This is a genomic window from Roseateles sp. P5_D6 (assembly GCF_054049415.1).
Genome location: NZ_JBFUMK010000020.1, coordinates 133,311 through 153,171, shown reverse-complemented (window position 1 = coordinate 153,171; position 19,861 = coordinate 133,311). Strand labels below are relative to the sequence as shown.

10 protein-coding genes are annotated in these 19,861 nt (G+C 65.5%); 9 read left to right on the top strand and 1 reads right to left on the bottom strand.

Going from position 1 to position 19,861, the window contains the following annotated elements; translation table 11 throughout:
• On the bottom strand, nucleotides 1-1,020 hold the full coding sequence (locus ACXJKM_RS23250) for a LacI family DNA-binding transcriptional regulator (RefSeq protein ID WP_457355523.1): 1,020 nt from the start codon (nucleotides 1,018-1,020) through the stop codon (nucleotides 1-3).
• Nucleotides 1,021-1,232: 212 nt separating this feature from the next.
• Here ACXJKM_RS23250 and ACXJKM_RS23245 point away from each other — a divergent pair, with 212 nt between their 5' ends.
• The 9 genes from ACXJKM_RS23245 (at nucleotide 1,233) to ACXJKM_RS23205 (ending at nucleotide 19,745) form a co-directional block, all read left to right on the top strand.
• Nucleotides 1,233-2,372: a glycoside hydrolase family 88/105 protein gene (locus ACXJKM_RS23245; protein WP_457355521.1), complete on the top strand. Its 1,140-nt coding sequence runs from the start codon at nucleotides 1,233-1,235 to the stop codon at nucleotides 2,370-2,372.
• Between the two features lie 20 nt (nucleotides 2,373-2,392).
• Nucleotides 2,393-3,664, top strand: a complete 1,272-nt coding sequence (locus ACXJKM_RS23240; protein WP_457355519.1) for a DUF2264 domain-containing protein — start codon at nucleotides 2,393-2,395, stop codon at nucleotides 3,662-3,664.
• Entirely contained in the window at nucleotides 3,664-4,866 is a 1,203-nt protein-coding gene (locus tag ACXJKM_RS23235) for a DUF4861 family protein (protein ID WP_457355517.1), read from the top strand. The genes ACXJKM_RS23240 and ACXJKM_RS23235 overlap by 1 nt, the downstream gene beginning before the upstream one ends.
• Nucleotides 4,867-5,328: 462 nt before the next feature.
• Complete coding sequence (locus ACXJKM_RS23230; protein WP_457355515.1) at nucleotides 5,329-8,205, top strand: TonB-dependent receptor; 2,877 nt, start codon at nucleotides 5,329-5,331, stop codon at nucleotides 8,203-8,205.
• A 233-nt stretch (nucleotides 8,206-8,438) separates the two neighbouring features.
• The gene (locus tag ACXJKM_RS23225; protein ID WP_457355513.1) at nucleotides 8,439-9,680 is read left to right on the top strand and encodes a BNR repeat-containing protein; all 1,242 of its coding nucleotides are present in this window, start codon (nucleotides 8,439-8,441) and stop codon (nucleotides 9,678-9,680) included.
• 244 nt (nucleotides 9,681-9,924) lie between these two features.
• Complete coding sequence (locus ACXJKM_RS23220; RefSeq protein ID WP_457355511.1) at nucleotides 9,925-12,675, top strand: TonB-dependent receptor; 2,751 nt, start codon at nucleotides 9,925-9,927, stop codon at nucleotides 12,673-12,675.
• Between the two features lie 109 nt (nucleotides 12,676-12,784).
• Complete coding sequence (locus ACXJKM_RS23215; protein ID WP_457355509.1) at nucleotides 12,785-15,145, top strand: beta-galactosidase; 2,361 nt, start codon at nucleotides 12,785-12,787, stop codon at nucleotides 15,143-15,145.
• Between the two features lie 14 nt (nucleotides 15,146-15,159).
• Entirely contained in the window at nucleotides 15,160-16,503 is a 1,344-nt protein-coding gene (locus ACXJKM_RS23210) for an MFS transporter (protein WP_457355507.1), read from the top strand.
• Between the two features lie 14 nt (nucleotides 16,504-16,517).
• The gene (locus ACXJKM_RS23205; protein WP_457355505.1) at nucleotides 16,518-19,745 is read left to right on the top strand and encodes a glycoside hydrolase family 2 TIM barrel-domain containing protein; all 3,228 of its coding nucleotides are present in this window, start codon (nucleotides 16,518-16,520) and stop codon (nucleotides 19,743-19,745) included.
• Nucleotides 19,746-19,861: the final 116 nt, after the last annotated feature.

The following is a 19,861-nucleotide window of genomic DNA, read 5'->3' as shown; positions in this document are numbered from 1 at the left end:
TCAGCCGCGCTGCGCCACGGGGCCGGTCGATTTGCGGACGACCAGTTCCAGCGGGAGGGCGATCTTCTTCGCTGCGATGCCCTGGCCCTCGATCAGCGCCACAAGTTCCCGTACCGCGCAGGCGCTGAGTTCGACCAGCGGCTGGCGCATCGTCGTCAGGGGTGGGTGGATGTGGCTGGAGATGGCGATGTCGTCGAAACCCACGACCGAGATGTCTTCGGGGACGCGCAGGCCTTTGCTGTGGATGGCGTCGATGGCGCCGAACGCCATCTCGTCGTTGGCCGCGAAGATGGCGGTGGGCGGCTCCGGCAGGTCCAGCAGCTGCACGGTGGCCGCGTAGCCGCCGGTCTGGACGAAACGCCCCGGAACGATCAGCGCCGGGTCTGCGGCGATGCCGGCTTCGTTCAGGGCTTCGACATAGGCGGCCTGCCGCTCGGTGCTTTGGCCCGTGTAGTGGGAGCCGGCAATGAACGCGATGCGGCGGTGCCCCAGCGATAGCAAGTGCTCGACTGCCGTGCGGGCGCCCTTGCGGTTTTCGACCACGACGACGGGCAGCCCCATGGCGCGCGCATCGAAGTTGACGAACACACAGGGCAACTGGCGGTGTTCAAGGTCGCCGAGGTAGGCATCCTCGACGTTCGGCATGGGCAGGATGAGGCCGGCGCACAGATTGGCCAGCATGTCGCGCGTGTCTGCGCGGCCTGGGGCGTCGAAACGGTCGGCGTTGAACAGCAGGATGTCGTAGCCGCGGGCACGCGCTTCGTTGCTGATCTCCTTCGTGATCTCATGCAGCACCAGTGAGCCGAAGTTGTTCACGAAGATGCCGATGAGCCGGCTTTTCTCGCCGCGCATGCGTCGCGCCACCATGTCGGGCGAGTAGTTCAGCTTGGCCGCAGCCTCCATGACGCGTGCGCGTGCATCTTCCGAGACGTAGCCCGTGCCGCGGATTGCACGCGATGCGGTGATGGGCGCGACACCGGCCAACTTCGCTACTTCACTGAGCCTGCTGGGTTTTGGCATAGATCGACGCTGAGATGGAATACCAGAATGTGGTGACGATACCACATTCGTTGGCGCGGCCGGCAAAGCGTGCCGGTCACGCAAATTTCTTTGTGATTTCGACTTGATATGCTAACGTAACCATACTCTATGGCCGCAGCAGCCAACCGGCGGGCTGCGCCGACCAAGCCGACGCATTGGAATTGCTCCGTGCGTTCAACGGATCGATGCTGATGAAACTGAAGAATTGCGTGAGCGGCTTGTTATTGACGCTGGGCATTGCTCTGGGTGGATGTGCGGGCGCGCCCGCTCAGAACGGCAGCAATCGCGGTGAAGTGATTGCGGCGATCGACAAGATCAATTCCTACTGGCAAGCGCGCGCACCTGCTCAAGACAGCCCGTTCTGGAATGTGGCGGCCTATCACACCGGCAATATCGAAGCCTACCGGGTGACCGGCAATGAAGGTTATCGGCGCTATACCGAGACCTGGGCCGAATACAACCAATGGGCGGGCGCGCGGTCCAAGGATAAATCGACCTGGAAATACACCTACGGCGAAACGCCGGAGCACGTGCTATTCGGTGATTGGCAGATCTGCTTTCAGGTTTACGCGGATCTTTATCAACTGGAGAAGGACCCGCGCAAGATTGCCCGCGCCCGCGAGGTGATGGAATATCAGATGAGCACCCCCAACAAGGACTATTGGTGGTGGGTGGATGGGTTGTATATGGCCATGCCGGTCATGACAAAGATGTACAAGGCCACCGGCAATCGCCAGTATCTCGACAAGATGTACGAGTATTACAGCCACGCCAACAGCATCATGTACGACGCGCAGGAGAAGCTCTATTACCGGGACGCGAGATACGTGTTCCCGCAGCACAAGAGCGTCAACGGCAAGAAGGACTTCTGGTCCCGCGGCGATGKGTGGGCATTTGCGGCGCTTGCCAGGGTCCTGTCGGAATTGCCGCAGGACGATCCGCACCGCGGTGAGTACGTGCAGCGCCTTCAGGACATGGCTGCGGCGCTGCTGCCGCTGCAGCAGCCCGAGGGTTACTGGACGCGCAGCCTCATGGACCCGGCCCATGCGCCGGGCCCCGAGACCAGCGGGACCGCCTTCTTCACCTACGGGCTGTTGTGGGGCATCAACAATGGCCTGCTGCCGCGTGACCGGTACCTGCCTGCGGCGCAGCGCGGCTGGCATTACCTGACGACCGTGGCCCTACAGCCCGACGGCAAGCTGGGGTATGTGCAGCCGATCGGCGACCGCGCGATTCCGGGGCAGGTGGTAGACCAGAATTCCACGTCGCACTTCGGCGTCGGCGCCTTCCTGCTGGCAGGGGCTGAAATGGTCCGTCTGCTCGACAAATAACGGCGCAGCCAGGAGACAAAGTGCAACGTCGAAATTTCATGCGCGCTGCGGCCTTGGGGCCGACCGTGCCGGCCCTGTTGGCCACCAGCGAGGCGGCAGCTGCGGCGACTGCCTCAACTGCCGCTGCGCCTGGACAGGAGCGTGCCTACATGCTCAACCTGCTGCGCCAGATGGCGGAGCCGGTGCTGGGCCTGATGTCCAAAGGCGAGCTGAAGAAGAAGTTTGCGCTCGAGCTGAGCCCCACCTGGGATGGCCGCGACCCTTCCGTCGCCTACCTCGAATGTTTCGGTCGCTTGATTTCGGGCATCTCTCCGTGGCTCGCGCTGCCGGCGGATGACGCTGCCGAGGGCAAGCTGCGCCAGCGCCTGCAACAACAGGCGCTGCAGAGCTACGTCAACGCGGTCGACCCCAAGAGCCCGGACTACCTGACCTGGAAGGGGCATGGCCAGGCGCTGGTGGATTCCGCCTATTTCACCAACGCGCTGATGCGCGCACCCAAGGTGTTGTGGGAGCCGCTGGACACGGCCACGAAAGGCCGCATCGTGGCCGAGATCAAGGGCCTGCGCCGCATCGAGGTGCCCTACATCAACTGGCTGCTGTTCGCGGCGATGAACGAGGCCTGGCTGCTGTCCATCGGCGAGGAATCCGACCCGATGCGCATGAACGGGGCCATCCGCAAGATCAACGAGTGGTATGTCGGCGACGGCTGGATCAAGGACGGCCAGGACTTCCATTTCGACTACTACTGCTCCTACGTCATGTACCCCATGCTCCTTGAGATCCTCGAGGTGCTGGTGGCCAGGAAGGGGCCGTTCTGGAACGCCAAGCCCGAGGACCTGCTGGCGCAGGCCACGAAGCGCGCGCAGCGCTATTGCGAGCACCTGGAGCGCTTCGTGGGCCCGCAGGGCAGCTACCCGCCGATCGGCCGCTCGCTGACCTACCGCACCGCGGTGTTCCAGCCGCTGGCCTTGCTGGCCTGGCGCAAGCAGCTGCCGGCATCGTTGCCCGAGGGGCAGGTGCGCTCGGCCTTGCACGCCGCGCACGTGGCGATCTGGGACGGCCCCGGAAACTTCACGAAGGACGGTTTCCTGACCATCGGCTTTCGCGGCCATCAGCCTGAACTGGGGGACTGGTACTCCAACAACGGCAGCATGTACATCGCCGCGGCGGGCCTGCTCGCGCTGGGCCTGCCCGCGACCGACTCCTACTGGACGGCGCCGGCGCAGGACTGGACGCAGAAGAAGGCGTTCAGCAGCAACCGCTTTCCCAAAGACTACGCCGTGGGCTACTGATGAAGCGGGCGTTCCTCGCCGTTTGGCTGGCCTTGAACGCGCTGGGCGCCGGCGCGGCGGAGCGCCTGGTCGTCACTGTCCGGCACGAGCTGAAGGCCGCGCGGCCGGCCGAGACGATCGCGGTCCCCTGGTCCGAAGTGGCCCGGCGCCTGCCCGGGGCACTGCTGCATCAGCTCGCTGTGCGCGATGCCGGTGGCAACCTGCTGCCCTACCAAGTCACCAACGTGGCGCCGTTGGCGAAAGACCCGAAGAACGAAGGCATCGCCTACGGGGAGCTGATCTTCCAGCATGACTTCGCCATGGACGAGCAGAGCGCGCGCTTCACCGTCGAGAAGACGACGACGGTTGCGCCGCCGTTTCCCGTCAAGGCCTTCGCCCGCTATGTCCCCGAGCGCCTCGACGACTTCGCGTGGGAGAACGACAGGATCGGGCACCGCACCTACGGCCAGGCGCTGGCCGCGCCGGCGCCGCCCGGGAGCGACAAGGAAGTCCTCGTCACGAGCGGCGTCGACATCTGGTTCAAGCGGCCGTCCTACCTCATCGTCGACCGTTGGTACAACAAGGGCCACGACCACTATCACAAGGACGAGGGCGAAGGGCTCGACATGTACGCCGTCGGCCGCACCCGCGGCGCGGGCGGCACGGGCATCTGGAATGGCAGCCGGCTGTTCGTCAGCCGCAACTACTCGGCGTGGCGCGTCATCACGAACGGGCCCGTCCGTGCCGTTTTCGAGTTGACCTACGACAAGTGGGACGCGGGCGGTGTGGCGGTCAGCGAAGTGAAGCGGTTCACGGTCGACGCGGGCCATCTTTTCGACACGGTCGAAAGCACTTTCAGCACTGCCACGCCGCAGACGCTCACGGTCGCGCTGGGCCTCAACAAGAAGCCGGCCTATCCCGAGCAGGCGCCGACGGTCGCTGCTTACCGCGCCCCGGACACGCTGATGCAGTGGGTGCGCCAGCGCAGCGCGGGTGACTTCGGTGTCGCCATCCTGCTGCCCGGTGCAGACGGCTACGCGGCCGATCCCGACAACGAACTGATCCTCGTCAAGGCCAAGACCGGCCAGCCGCTGCGCTACTACCTTGGCGCCGCGGTCGACTGGTCTGGTGAGATCCCCACGGCGCAAGCCTGGCAGGGCTATGTGGAGGCCTACCGCAAGCGCGTCGCATCGCCGATCCGGGTCGAATTCGGCGCGGAGTAGCCATGTTTTCCCGGTGGCGTCCTGCGATGCGCTTTGACTCTGAAATTTTGTATATCTCGCGGCGCCTTATTCATAGCTCCTTTCGCGCCATGGAGACTAAGCTGAACGGGGCGAGGCCGTGACACCCCTAGTTTGATAGTCACCAAGATTGCCAAGCATCCCTGACTGTCTTCGAGAACATTGGTGATGATCCTGCAATGTCGCACCAAAGCAACTTTCAAGATCGATGAGGCAACGTTACCATACCGTAACTAAGGGTCGAGGAAGCGTGATCACATGCTGCGCTGTAAGCGTCTTGGAGGGTTTCATGAGCCCATTTTTTTTGGGCTCGCATGGTAACGTTGTCACATATTGCTGTTATCGAAATGAATCTGCGATGAGCAAGCTGATCCAGCCATCGTCGATATAAAAACAACTTGTAGTCACATTGATGACAAAAGCCCTTGAGGCATGGAGAGAGACATGAAACAAACCCTGATTTGCTCGGCCGTGTCGATGGCGCTTGCCGCCGCCTACGGCCACGCCGCGGCTCAGGCTGCGGCGCCCGCCCAAGCGGCCGAAAAAGCGCCCGACGCCGCAGACGCCGCCGCCAAGCCCGACGGCCAGAAACTCGAGACCGTGGTCGTGACCGGTTTCCGCGCCAGTCTCGAGAAGTCGATGGCGTTGAAGCAGCAGGCCATCGGCGTGCGCGATTCCATCGTCGCCGAGGACATCGGCAAGTTCCCCGAGGCCAACGTGGCCGAATCGCTGCAGCGCGTGCCGGGCATCATCCTGAACCGTGACGAGAGTTCGGGTGAGGGTCAGCGCATCTCCATCCGTGGTCTGCCGACCGAGTACACGGTCACCACGCTGAATGGCGCCCTCGTCAACACCGTGTCGACGGCCACCATCGGCTCGGCGGTGCGCGGTTTCAACTACGACGTGTTCGCGTCCGAACTGTTCGGCCGTGTGGACTTCTACAAGTCGCCGCTGGCGGAACTGAACGAAGGCGGCATGGGCGGCGTGGTGGACCTGCAGACGCCACGCCCCTTCGACAACCCCAAGCGCACCATCCGCTATGGCGTGACGGCGTCGTACAACACCACGTCCGGCAAGACGGACCCGATGGGCTTCGCGCTGTACTCCAACACCTGGGGCGACTGGGGCGCGCTGATTGGCGTGTCGCACGCCGCCGCCGTGAACAACCGCTCAGGCTTTGAGGCGACCGGTGGCTATAACAGCTCGGCCCGCGCCAGCCAGAGTCCCGTGAAGGGCAACTTCGCCTTCGCGCTGGACTACGACAGCCCGCGCGCCAACCTCGGCAGCTACACCCGCGCCCAAGTCGACAACGCACTGCTGCCCCGCATCTACCGCTTCTACGGTTCGGCCAATGACCGGACCCGCGACGGCCTGGTGGGCTCGCTGCAGTTCAAGACCCCGACGCTGAACTTCAGCCTGGACACGCTCTATTCCAAGCTGAAGAACACCCGCGACGAGATCTACTTCGGCCTGCTGATCCGCAACAGCCGTACCACCGACCGCACCAAGCCGGCGGGCCAGAGCGGCAACAACGGCTTCATTCCGCTGAACGTCAAGATCGACCCCGCGTCCAACCTGCTGACCGGCACCTTCGGCAATACGTCCTACAGCAGCGGAGCGACCTACAGCGAAGACGAAACCAAGTTCGGCTACGTGGCCGCCAATGCCCGCTGGAGCGTCAGCGACAAACTGGTGCTGACTGGCCAGCTGAGCACCAACAACAGCAAGGCGCTGAGCTACCAGGACACCCTGTCCGGCCAGATCTTCGGTGTCGACTCCACCATCGACTACGGCAGCGACCACGTCTACCCGTCGCTGTCCTCGCCGACCAGCTACACCGACCCCGCCAACTTCCAGGGTTTCGGCATCGGTACCGGCTGGACTCGTGAGACAGACAAGAGCAACCAGGGCCGCGTCGTCGCCGACTGGGACTACGCCCTCGCCGGCGACTGGACCGGCCACCTGAAGGCCGGCCTGGCCTATTCCGAGACCTCCAAGGAGATCAACAAGCGCAACGGCACATCCGCCGCGACCGCCAAGCTCAACACGCTGGGCACGGCAGGCCTGCGTTCGGGCATGACCTCCGTGCTGCCGATCGGCAACCTCGACATGGGTGCCGGCTGGCCGCACGCCTGGGGCACTTTCACTCGCGCCTACACCTACTCGACCTTCGACCCGCTGGCCCTCAACTCGGAGGCGACCTTCACGCCGGCGCAGAGCTTCAAGGCGCAGGAGAACGTGTCCACGGCTTTCGTGCAGTCCGACTTCCGGGGCCAGGTGTTCGACCGGGAACTGCGCCTGAACGCCGGCGTGCGCTTCGCGCGCACCGAGACGCTGATCGACAACTTCAAGCAGCAGGGTGCCAGCCTCACGTATGCACCGAACCAGGAGAAGGGCTCCTACACCAGCGTGCTGCCGGCCTTCAGCTCGGCCCTGGACCTGACCGACAACCTGACCTGGCGCGCCTCCTGGGGCAAGACGCTGAGCCGCCAGGCGCTGTCCATCATCGCGGCGCAGACGGTCATCCCCAACCCGTTCGACAACACCGCAACGGCCGGCAATCCCAGCCTGCGTCCGCAAAAGTCCAAGAACTTCGACACCAGCCTGGAGTGGTATTTCCAGAAGGGCAGCATGCTGTCGGCGGCCCTGTTCCGGAAGGAACTGACCGACGCCACCACGAGCAACAGCGTGCAAACCACCTTCGGCGCGCTGGGCCTGCCTGACACGGCGCTGGGCGCCATCTTCCAGGACGCCAACGGCAAGGTGGATCCCAAGCTGCCGATGACGCTGAAGACCTACAGCAACGCCGGCAAGCAGACGCTCAAGGGCTTCGAGCTGGCCTACCAGCAGGCCTTCACCTTTCTGCCCGAACCCTTCAAGGGCCTGGGCGCGCTGGCCAGCTACACGCACATCAACCCGTTCAACAGCGCGGTGTGGACGACCAATGGGGGCAGCGTCATCGACGTGAACTCCGTGCCCAAGTACGCATACAGCACCACGCTGTACTACGAGAACGGCCCGTTCGCATTCCGCACGTCCTACAACTACAAGGGCCGCTCGCTGCACAGCGACAACCCGAAGAACAACGGCGACGACCTGATCCGCTGGCGCGCCGGCCGCGGCTACCTGGACGCCAACGTCAGCTACAAGATCAACGACTCGCTGGAGATCCGCGTGGAGGGGTTGAACCTGTCCAACACGCTGGCCTACGACTACTTCGAAGATGCCACCGGCCAGTACGGCCTGGGCAACAAGACCCGCATGGACTATGCGAAGTACGACGGTCGCACCTTCAAGATCGGCCTGCGCGGCAGGTTCTGATGCCCCTCGTCCGGTCTCGCGCCGCTGAACGCGGGCGTGCCCAACCGGTCCCCCGTGGGGACGGCGATGCTTGCGGCGTTGAGCCGCAAGCACATCGCCCCAGGCGGGCCGGCTTGGGAGCGGCCCGGCGCTCGGCCCGCAAGTTCGACGCGCTGTCCGTTCTCATGGCCGCGGCGTGTGCCGTAAGCTGCGCCGCGCCACCACCGCGCGCCGCTGATATCCACGCCGGCGATGTGCGTGTGGTCGACGTCGGTGAGGGTTGGGCGCGCAACTCCGTCAACGCCGTGGTGTTCCGCAAGAACTCCCTCGTCACCCACGGCGACATGCAGTACATCGCCTTCTACGACCCGCAGGCCCGGGTGGTGCTGGGCAAGCGCCGGCTCGGCAGCGGCGCCTGGGAGCTGAAGGCCACGCCCTACCAGGGCAACGCGCTGGATGCCCACAACAGCATCAGCATCATGGTCGATGGCGCGGGCTATCTGCATCTCGCCTGGGACCACCACAACAGTGCGCTGCGCTATGCGCGCAGCCTGCGGCCCGGTGCGCTGGAAATGACGGCCGAGATGCCGATGACGGGGCAGGACGAAGCCTCCGTGTCCTATCCCGAGTTCCACCGCCAGCCGGACGGTAATCTGCTGTTCTTCTACCGGGACGGCGGTTCGGGCCGCGGCAACCTGGTGCTCAACCGCTACGACGTCGCCACGCAAAAGTGGACACGGCTGCACGCCAACCTGATCAGCGGGGAAGGCCAGCGCAACGCCTACTGGCAAGCCTTCCTCGACCACCGCGGCACCCTGCATCTGTCCTGGGTCTGGCGCGAATCGCCGGACGTCGCCAGCAACCACGACCTGGCCTATGCCCGCTCGCGCGACGGTGGCCGCAGCTGGGAGACCTCCGACGGCCGGCCGTGCGCGCTGCCCATCACGCTGTCCAGCGCCGAGGTCGCCGCGCACATCCCGCAGAACAGCGAACTGATTAACCAGACCTCGATGTCGGCCGACCAGGACGGCAACCCCTACATCGCCAGCTACTGGCGGCGCGCGGGCCGCACGGTGCCGCAGTACCAGGTGGTCTACCGCCGCGGTGGTGCCTGGCGGGAACTGGAGCTGGACTTTCGGCGCACGCCGTTCTCGCTCAGCGGCGTGGGGACCAAGGCGATCCCCGTGTCACGCCCGCAAATCATGGTGAGCCTGGGAGGTGGTGAGCCCACGGCGCTGCTGGTGTTTCGCGACGAGGAGCGGGGCAGTCGGGTGTCGGTCGCCCGCATAGCCGATTTCAGTGCCCGGCGTTGGACCGTGCACAACCTGACGGCGGATTCCGCCGGCGCCTGGGAACCCAGTTTTGACACGGAGTTGTGGCGCGAGCGAGGCGAATTGAACCTGTTCCTGCAAACCGTGCAGCAGGTGGACGGGGAGGGCACCGCTGACATTCCGACCAGCAAGGTGCGAGTGCTGCAGTGGCGTCCGAAACCCTGAGCGACGGGAAAGCCTGTGCCCTAAAGCGCCGCTCCGTAACTATATGTTTATTGCCAGCTATACGAACTTTTGATGGGGCAAAGGCGAAACAGCATACGAATTGAATATTCAACGGTGCTAGCCTTTCGACATTACCTGTTCAGGTGTAATCCACTGCGAGCGGTGTAATGATTGGTATCAATAAATCGGCAGACGAACGCATTTTATTTCGCCTGCCAAACATACCCACCTCACGGAGACAACCATGCGGTCAAAGAATTTCGCTAAAACCGTCATTGCCGGTTTGATCAGCCAGTTTTGGCTGGCATCCCCGGTGCATGCGCAAGATACGGCAAAGCCCGACCTGGAACGGGTCGTCGTCACTGGTATCCGGGCCTCGCTGGAATCGTCAGTCGCGACCAAGCGCATGCAGGACGGCGTCGTCGACGCGGTGTCCGCGGAAGACGCCGGTAAATTCCCCGACACGAATATCGCCGAATCGCTGCAGCGCGTCACTGGCGTGCAGATCCAGCGCAACAACGGCGAGGGCCGGTATATTTCCGTGCGCGGGCTGGGGCCGGAATTCAACAATGTGCTCGTCAACGGCCGAACCATGACCAGCGATACCGGCGGCCGTGAGTTCTCGTTCGACCTGCTGTCGCCGGATCTCATTTCGAAGGCGCTGGTTTACAAGACGGCCCAGCCCTTCCTGCCCGAGGGCGGCATTGGCTCCACGGTCGATATTCAAACGGCGCGGCCGCTATTGGGCCGCAAGGGCCACAGCGCGGTGGTGAACCTGTCCGGGTCCTACGATTCGAACTCCAAGAAAAAGACGCCCAATGCGAGCGCGATGTACTCGTTCGCGAACGACGACCGCAGCTTCGGCGTCAGCGGTTCCCTGTCGTACACCGACCGTGCCTCGAAGCAGACCAAGGCCGTCAATGACGCGTGGAACTACAAGGACGTGTCCGTCATCAATGGCGACCTCAATTCCAAGAACCTGACCATGGCCGACGTGACGGTCAAGAAGCTCTACATCCCGCAGAGCTTCGGGTTCCAGGAGGAGAACGAGCGCCGCAAGCGCCTGGTGGCCGCGGGCACCGTCCAGTTCAACCCGAGCTCGGCGCTCAAGCTCACGGCCGATGCGCTGTACTCGCGGCTGGACCAGAAGAACGACGTCATCGCGGTCAGCGACTGGAACAACCCCACCCAGCTCGGCGTCAAGTTCAACGCCGACAACCAGATCACCAGCTTCCTGCGGCCGGGCTCGACCTTCTTCGCCAACAACCCGGAGATTGCCGGCCCCGGCAAGCTGCTCGGCGAGGCGAACTCCAACGACATGATCGTCAAGGCCGGCGACCGGCTGTCGACGACCAAGGCCTTCGGTGGCAATGCCAAGTGGGCGCTGGCGCCGGAGTGGAACCTGGAAGCCGACCTGTCCTCGTCGCGCACGACCTCGGGGACGCCCGACATGTGGATCGTCGCCGGCATGGTGCCCAAGAACGGCGACACGCTGACCTTTGACGGCACGCCCACCATCCACTTCGGCGACAGCCTCTCCGACCCCGCCGCCGTGCGTGCCCACGCTGTTGCCTACGGCCAGATCCGCAACGGCGACGACCTGAAGGAAGGCCGCGTCAACCTGGGCTGGGATCACGAGATCGGCTACTTCAAGGGGCTGCAGTTCGGCCTCGCGGCCTCGCGCCGCAAGGTGGACCGCACCCAATGGAACAGCGATTCGTGGAACGCGTTCAGCGGCTATCACGTGTCGCTGCCGGCCTCGCTGTTCACGGTGAGCAAGCTCGACAACATCCTGGGCGCGGAAGGCGCGATGCCGTCGACCTTCCTGAGGTTCGACCCCTACGCCTACATGGCCTACCTGAACCAGCCGTCGCTGATCGCGCAGTCCAACGATCCGGCGCTCTACGGCGACAAGACCAAGTACCCCAACGGCCCGATGGCCATCGACTACACCAGGCCGTCGATGTGGGCCGTCAAGGAGAAGGTGTCCAGCCTGTTCGTGGACAGCAAGTGGGAGGGCGACGGCTGGTCGGGCAATGTGGGCGCGCGGTATGTGCACGTGAACTCCACGTCGATCGGCATCAGCCGCGTGCTGCTGTCTGCCGTCAAGAGCCCCAACGACACGACCTACATCCTGAACTACGGCCCCGACAGCGTGAACTCGGTCGAGAACAGCTACAACAACCTGCTGCCCTCTGCCAATCTCAAACTCGACCTGACGCGCGACGTCGTACTGCGCCTGGCGGCCTCCAAGACGCTGACGCGCCCGACGCTGAACCAGATGGGCGTGAGCAACTGGTACGGTGGCCGTTTTGGAGACGTGCAGACCGGCGGCGGCAACCCCTACCTCAAGCCGATGCGCTCGACCAACCTGGACGCGTCGCTGGAGTGGTATCTGTCCAAGACCAACTACGTCAGCGCGGCGGTCTTCCAAAAGAAGGTCACCGACTTTCTTGAATCCCGGCTGGTCGACATCCAGTTGCCGCAGTTCCCCGAGATCGCGCACGACACCCGCATCCGCAACGGGCAGCAAGGCAAGATCAAGGGCCTGGAGTTGGCCGGGCAATATGCCTTCGACGCCAACAACGGGCTGCTGCAGGGCTTCGGCGTGGCGGCCAACTTCACCTATGTGGACGCGAACGCCACGCGGGAAGGCGGCGTCGCCAGCTGTGGCTATCCGGGCCTGTCCAAGCAGTCGTACAACGGCTCGGTGTTCTACGAGGACAGCCGCTTCCAGGCGCGCCTGAGCTACAACTGGCGCAACCACTTCTCCGTCGACTGCGGCGGCGGCAGCACCTTGCCGCGCACGCGCGCGGCCTACGGGCAGGCCGATGCCAGCGTGCGCTACAACGTCACGCCGACGATTTCGCTGTATGCCGACGCGATCAACCTGAACAACGAACGCATGCACGAATACGCGAACAACGAGTCGCAGTTCCTGACCTTGGAAGACGTCGGCCGCCGCTTCAACGTGGGTGTGCGGGTGGCGTTCTAGCAAGCCAGCAGAGTTCTCCAGGTGGTGCCCGGGCGCACGCCTTTCACCCTGTCTCCGTGAGGCAGGGTTTTTTTGTTCAGGCCGGCCGTACAAGAAATCAGGACCCCTCATGACTGTTCTTCTTCCCCGTCGTCGACTGCTCGGCGCTGCCGCCTCTGGTGCGACGCTGCTGCTGAACGCTTCGCCTGCCAGCGCGGCCAAGGCAGAAGCACCGCGCTTTGCCATCGGCGAGAGTGACTTCCTGCTCGACGGCAAGCCGCTGCAGATCCGCTGCGGCGAGATGCACTTCGCCCGCGTGCCGCGCGAGTACTGGAAGCACCGCCTGCAGGCCATCAAGGCCATGGGCATGAACGCGGTGTGCGCCTACCTGTTCTGGAACTTCCACGAATGGCGCGAAGGCCAGTACCAATGGGAAGGCCAGCGCGACGCGGCGGAGTTCTGCCGGCAGGCACAGGCCGAGGGCCTGTGGGTCATCCTGCGCCCCGGCCCCTACGCCTGCGCCGAATGGGAGATGGGCGGCCTGCCGTGGTGGCTGCTGAAGCACCCCGGTGACGCCTTCCTGCGCAGCCGCGACGACGCCTTCGTGCAACCGGTGCGGCGCTGGTTCAGGGAGGTCGGCCGGGTGCTGGCCCCGATGCAGGTCAGCCAGGGCGGCCCCATCCTGATGGTGCAGGTGGAGAACGAGTACGGCTTCCTCAGCGACGACAAGGACTACATGCGCGTGATGCGGCAGGCCGTGCTGGACGGCGGCTTTGACGTGCCGCTGTTCCAGTGCAACCCGACCAACGCGCTCGGCAAGACGCACATCCCGGAGCTGTTCAACGTGGCCAACTTCGGCAGCGACCCAGTGACCGGCTTCAAGGCGCTGGCGGCGCTGCAGAAGGGGCCGCTGATGTGCGGCGAGTACTACTCCGGCTGGTTCGACACCTGGGGCTCGCCGCACAAGCGCGGCGACAACGCCCGCGCCATCCAGGACATCGACACCATGCTGAAGGCCAACGGCTCGTTCAGCCTCTACATGGCCCATGGCGGCACGACGTTTGGCCTCTGGGGTGGCTGTGACCGGCCCTTCCGCCCCGACACGACGAGCTATGACTACGACGCGCCCATCGGCGAGGCGGGCTGGGTGGGCGACAAGTTCCGCACTTACCGCGACTGCCTGGCCAAGCACCTGAAGCCGGGCGAGGTGCTGCCCGATCCGCCGGCCCGGCTGCCGGTGATGGCGATCCCTCCGTTCACCCTCACCGAGTCGGCGCCGGTGTTCGCCAACCTGCCCGCGCAGGCGATTGCCGCCGAGTCGCCCAGGAACATCGAGCACTACGACATCAGCCGCGGGCTGGTCGCCTATCGCGTCACGCTGCCGGCCGGCCCCGCCGGCAAGCTGGAGGCCGCGAACGCGCGCGACCTGGCCTGGGTCTTCGTCGGCGGCCGCCTGGCCGGCACGATGGACACGCGCTACCGCCGCTTCAGCGTCGACATCCCCGCGCGCAGCCGCGACACCGTGGTCGAGATCCTGCTGTACACGATTGCCCGCGTGAACTTCGGCATGGAAGTCCACGACCGCAAGGGCCTGCAGGGCCCGGTCATGTTGCGCACGTCGAAGACCGAGACGCAGGAGCTTAAGGGCTGGGAGATCCGCGCCATCGACTTTGGTGCCGAGGGCGACCTGCCGCCGCTGCGTTGGCAGTCCAAGAAAACTGCCGGACCGGCCTTCTGGCGCGGCAGCTTCGACGCGGCGGCGCCGGCCGACACCTTCCTCGACGTGTCGAGCTGGGGCCAGGGCATCGTCTGGATCAACGGCCGCTGCCTGGGGCGCTACTGGAGCATCGGCCCGACGCAGACGATGTATCTGCCGGGGCCTTGGATCAAGGCCGGCCGCAACGAGGTCGTGGTGCTGGACCTGACCGGGCCGCGTGTCAATCGCATCGAAGGCAAGACCGCGCCCGTGCTCGACAAACTGCGGCCGGAGCTCGACCTGGCGCGGCCGCCCAGCAAGGCGCGCCCGCGCTTGGCTGGGTTGACGCCGGTGCATGCCGGGCAGTTCGCCAGCGGCCCGGCCACGCAGGACGTGCGTTTTGCTGAGCCCGCACGCGGCCGCCAGCTCTGCATCGAGGTGCTCGACAGCTTCGACGGCAAGCCCCATGCGGCAATAGCCGAACTCGCGCTGCTCGACGCACAGGGCAAGCCGCTAAACCAGACGGCTTGGACCATCGCCTACGCCAGCAGCGAGGAGGTGCGCAAGGAAGACGGCGGCGCGCTGAATGCCATCAACGGTCAGGCGACTGACTATTGGCACACGGCCTACAGCGGTACCGTCCGTCCCTCCGGTCCGCCGCGCCTCATCATCGACCTCGGCGCGCCGGCCGACATCGCCGGCCTGCGCTACACACCGCGCCAGGGGCCGGATGGCGTCACCGGCCGAATCCGCCGCTACCGCGTGTTCGTCGGTGACAAACTGGTTGCTGAGTGAACAGAGGACTGAACATGAACCCGCAAGTCATCGGCAAGTACAGATGGACCATCTGTGCGCTGCTGTTCTTCGCCACCACCGTCAACTACCTGGACCGCCAGGTCCTGAGCCTGCTGGCGCCGGCCCTGTCCAAGGAGTTCGGCTGGTCCAACACGGACTACGCCAACATCACCGCGGTGTTCCAGTTCGGCTACGCGATCTCGATGCTTTTCGCGGGCCGGTTCATCGACGCGATCGGCACCCAGCGCGCCTTCGCCATCGCCGTGGTCGTCTGGTCGCTCGGCGCCATGATGCATGCCCTCTCCGTGCCCATTGGCGGCATGCTGGTGGCCCTTGGTGTCGGGCTGCCGGTGTCGGTGGCGGGCTTCATGGTGTCGCGCGCCGTGCTGGCCCTTGGTGAGGCCGGGAACTTCCCTGCGGCCATCAAGGCGACCGCCGAATACTTCCCCAAGAAGGAGCGGTCATTCGCCACCGGCATCTTCAATTCGGGAGCCAACGTCGGCGCCATCCTGGCGCCGCTGACCGTGCCGTGGATCGCCGTCACCTGGGGCTGGCAGATGGCCTTCATCGCCATCGGCGCCATCGGCTTCCTGTGGGTCGCGTTGTGGCTCACCTTCTACGACGCGCCGTCCCGTCAGCGCCGGCTGGGTGCGGCCGAGCTGGCCTACATCAACAGCGACCGTGAGGCCACCGCGCCTGCCGTGGAGGGCGCCAAGGTGCCGTGGTTCCGGCTGCTCGCGCACCGCCAGACCTGGGCCTTCGTCGTCGGCAAATTCCTGACCGACGGCGTCTGGTGGTTCTACCTGTTCTGGCTGCCCAAATACCTCACCGGCCAGTACGGCATGAGCACGACGGACATCGCGCTGCCGCTCACCGTCCTCTACAGCATGACCATGATCGGCAGCATCGGCGGCGGCTGGTTCCCGACCTACTTCATGGAGCGTGGCTACAAGCCCTATGACGGCCGCATGCGGGCGATGCTGGTGATCGCCTTCTTCCCGCTGGTGGTGCTGCTGGCCCAGCCGCTGGGCTCCATCAGCTACTGGCTTCCCGTGCTGCTGATCGGCATCGGCGCGTCGGCCCACCAGGCCTGGTCGGCCAACCTCTTCACCACCGTCTCGGACATGTTCCCCAAGCGGGCCATCGGCTCGGTCGTCGGCATCGGCGGCATGGCCGGCGGCCTGGGCGGCGTGGCCGTGTCCAAGCTCGGCGGCTGGATCTTCGACGCCTACGGCGCGCGCGGCGACCTGTCCACCGGCTACATGATCATGTTCTCCATCTGCGCGCTGGCCTACCTGGCCGCCTGGGCCGCCATGAAGGCGCTGGTGCCGCGCCACAAGGAAATCAACGAGCTTTGATGATGGAAATACACATGCAGCTGAGACTGATCGCCGGCGTGAGCGTGGCGTTGCTGGGCGTCACGTTGGGCGGTGCGGCGCGCGCCCAGGCACCGCAGGTGCAGGCAGTGCAGGTCGACGCGTCGCGGCCGGACTGGGAGAATCCGGCGGTCTACGCGCGCGGCAAGCTGCCGGCCGCGGCGACCCACTTCCCGTTCGAGAGCCGCGAAGCGGCGCTGGCCGGCAACCCCGCGCGGTCGACCCGCTACCAGACGCTGGACGGCCTCTGGTCGTTCAGCTTCTCGCCGTCGTCCGACGACGTGCCCAGCGGCTTCGAGAAGCCCGGCTACGACATCTCGGGCTGGAAGACCATCAAGGTGCCGGCCATGTGGCAGGCCGAGGGCTACGACCAGGCCCGCTACAACAACATCACCTATCCCTTCCCGGCCAACCGGCCGCTGATCCCGCATGCCACCAACCCGGTGGGCTCGTATCGGCGCAGCTTCGAGGTGCCGGCGAACTGGTCGGCGCAGGACGTCATCCTGCATATCGGTGCGGCCGGCTCGGCCTACCGGGTCTGGGTGAACGGCATGGAGGCGGGCTACTCCGAAGACTCCAAGCTGCCCAGCGAGTTCGACATCACAGCGCTGCTGAAGCCGGGGCAGAAGAACGTTGTCGCCATGCAGATCCATCGCTGGTCCGACGGGTCCTACCTGGAAGACCAGGACTTCTGGCGGGTCTCGGGCATCGAGCGCTCGGTCTACCTGAAGGCCGTGCCGAGGACACGGCTGACCGACCTGTTCGTCCATGCCGGCCTGGACAAGGACTACCGCGACGGCGCGCTGTCGGTCGACGTGGCACTGACCGCGCGCACCCAGCCGCTGACGCTGCGCATGAGCTTGCTGGAGGGCGACAAGGTCGTGCTGACGCGGACCGCGTCCGTCGCGGCCGGTGCGGCCCGCACCGAGACGCTGTCCGCCCCCGTGCCGGGCGTTCGCCCCTGGACGGCCGAGACGCCCAACCTCTACACGCTGCTGGTCGAGGTGCTCGACGCCGACGGCCGGCTGATCCAGGCGACGCCGCAGCGCATCGGCTTTCGCACGGTCGAGATCAGCAAGGGCCTGGTCATGGTCAACGGCCGGCCCATCGTCATCCGCGGCGTCAATCGCCACGAGCACGATCCCGAGACCTTCCACGTGATGTCGGAAGCGTCGATGCGCCGCGACATCGAGCTGATGAAGCGCAACAACATCAACGCGGTGCGGACGTCTCATTACCCGAATGCCGAGCTCTGGTACGCGCTGGCCGACGAATACGGCCTCTACGTCATGGACGAGGCCAACATCGAGAGCCATGCCTACATGGGCTACGGGCACCAGCATCCGGAACTGAGGGCCAAGATCCAGCTCGGCTTCGACCCGGCCTGGGAAGGCGCGCACGTCAGCCGTGTGCTGAACATGGTGGAACGCGACAAGAACCACCCGTCGGTGATCTTCTGGTCCCTCGGCAACGAGGCAGGCCTCGGCCCCAACTTCGAGAAGGCGGCGGCGCAGGCGCGCCAGCGTGACCCCTCGCGGCTGATCTCCTACCTGGGTTGGGGCACGGTGGACTGGCGCCATGAGCCCAACGCCTATGTCGACATCTACGCGCCGATGTACGACGACATCGAGAAGATGGTGGACTGGGCGACCGACCCCACCCGCACCCAGCCCATGATCCAGTGCGAGTACGCCCACATGCAAGGCAACTCGGGCGGCAATTTCAAGGACTACTGGGACACGATCTACAAGTACGAGAAGCTGCAGGGCGGCTTCATCTGGGACTGGGTGGACCAGTCGATGTATCGCACCACGAAGGATGGACGACGCTACTGGGGCGATGGCGGCGAGTACGGCCCCAACCCGGGCGGCGACATCGAGTTCGGCGACGGCCTGATCCAGCCCGACCGCACGCCCAACCCGCATGTCTACGAAGTGCAGAAGGTCTACTCGCCCATCCAGTTCGAGGCCTTCGATGCCAAGGCAGGCACGGTCGTCGTGCGCAACCGCCACGACTTCCGCGATCTGTCGGGCTTTGCCTTCGAATGGGCGCTGCTGGAGAACGGCGTGGCCGTCGCCTCGGGGCCGCTGCCCGGGCTGTCGACCGCGGCGCGGGCCACGCAGAAGTTGCAGTTGCCGCTGTCCAACGTCCGGCGCAAGCCGGGCGCGGAATACCTCGTCACGGTGCGCGCGAGGGCCAGGGCGGGTGCCGTGCCGCTGACGCCGGAAGGTTACGTCGTCGGCTGGGAGCAGTTCGCGCTGACGCCTCCCGTGATCGCATCGGCCCCGCCGGCCAAGGGCACGGTCGAGCTGAAGGAGAGTGCCGACGCCGTGGTCCTGTCGGCCGCGGGTGCGACGCTGTCACTCGATCGCCAGACCGGCCTGCTGACCGGCTACGGCAAGGCAGGAACGCCGCTGTTGACTGGCGGCCAGCCCAACTTCGTTCGTGCCGAGACCGACAACGACACGCTGACCGGCACGGTCGCGCAGCAGGCGCCGTGGAAGGTGATGACCCGTGAGCGCCAGGTCCGGTCCATCGCCAGCCGCCGCCTGCCGGGCGGTGGAGCGGAGATTGTGGTCGACCATCGCCTGGGCGCCGGCGCGGCGCGCTTCGTCACCACCTACACCATGCGCGGCGACGGCTCCGTTGACGTGGCGGGCGTGCTGACGCCGCTCAAAAGCGACCTGCCGCCGCCCGTGCGGGTCGGCCTGTGGTTCGACATGCCGCTGGACCTGACCACGGTCACCTGGTACGGCCGCGGTCCCCACGAAAGCTACGTCGACCGCAAGACGGGCGCTGCGGTCGGCCTCTGGCACGGCGCCATCGCCGAGCAGAACCACGACTACATGCGGCCGCAGGACACCGGCAACAAGGTCGACGTGCGCTGGCTCGAAGTCTCCGGCGGTGGCCGCGGCCTGCGCGTGGAGGGCCAGCAGCTGCTGATGGCCAACGCGCTCGCGTTTCCCTACACCGACCTCTACCGCCGCGCCCCCGGCACCTGGAAGAGCAGTGACATCGTCGCCCACGACCACGGCACGCTGCTGATCGACGGCGCGCAGTGGGGCGTGGGCGGCGACAACTCCTGGAGCTTCGTCGGCCAGCCTCATGCGCAGTACCGCACCCGGCTGGAACCGGTTCGCGTGGCGTTTCGCCTTCGGCCATTCGAAGGGGAGGGCGGCACACCTGGGAAGGCCATGCCCGCGCAGGCGACGATGCCGCAATAGGGCGGCTCGCGCGCAAGGGACTTCGCTCAACAGCTTGCTCGTTGTGCGCCAGGGCCGACATTCTCTGGGCAAGAACGGATAGCCTGCGGCAGCCTTCGAGCCCTCTTTCCAGGAAT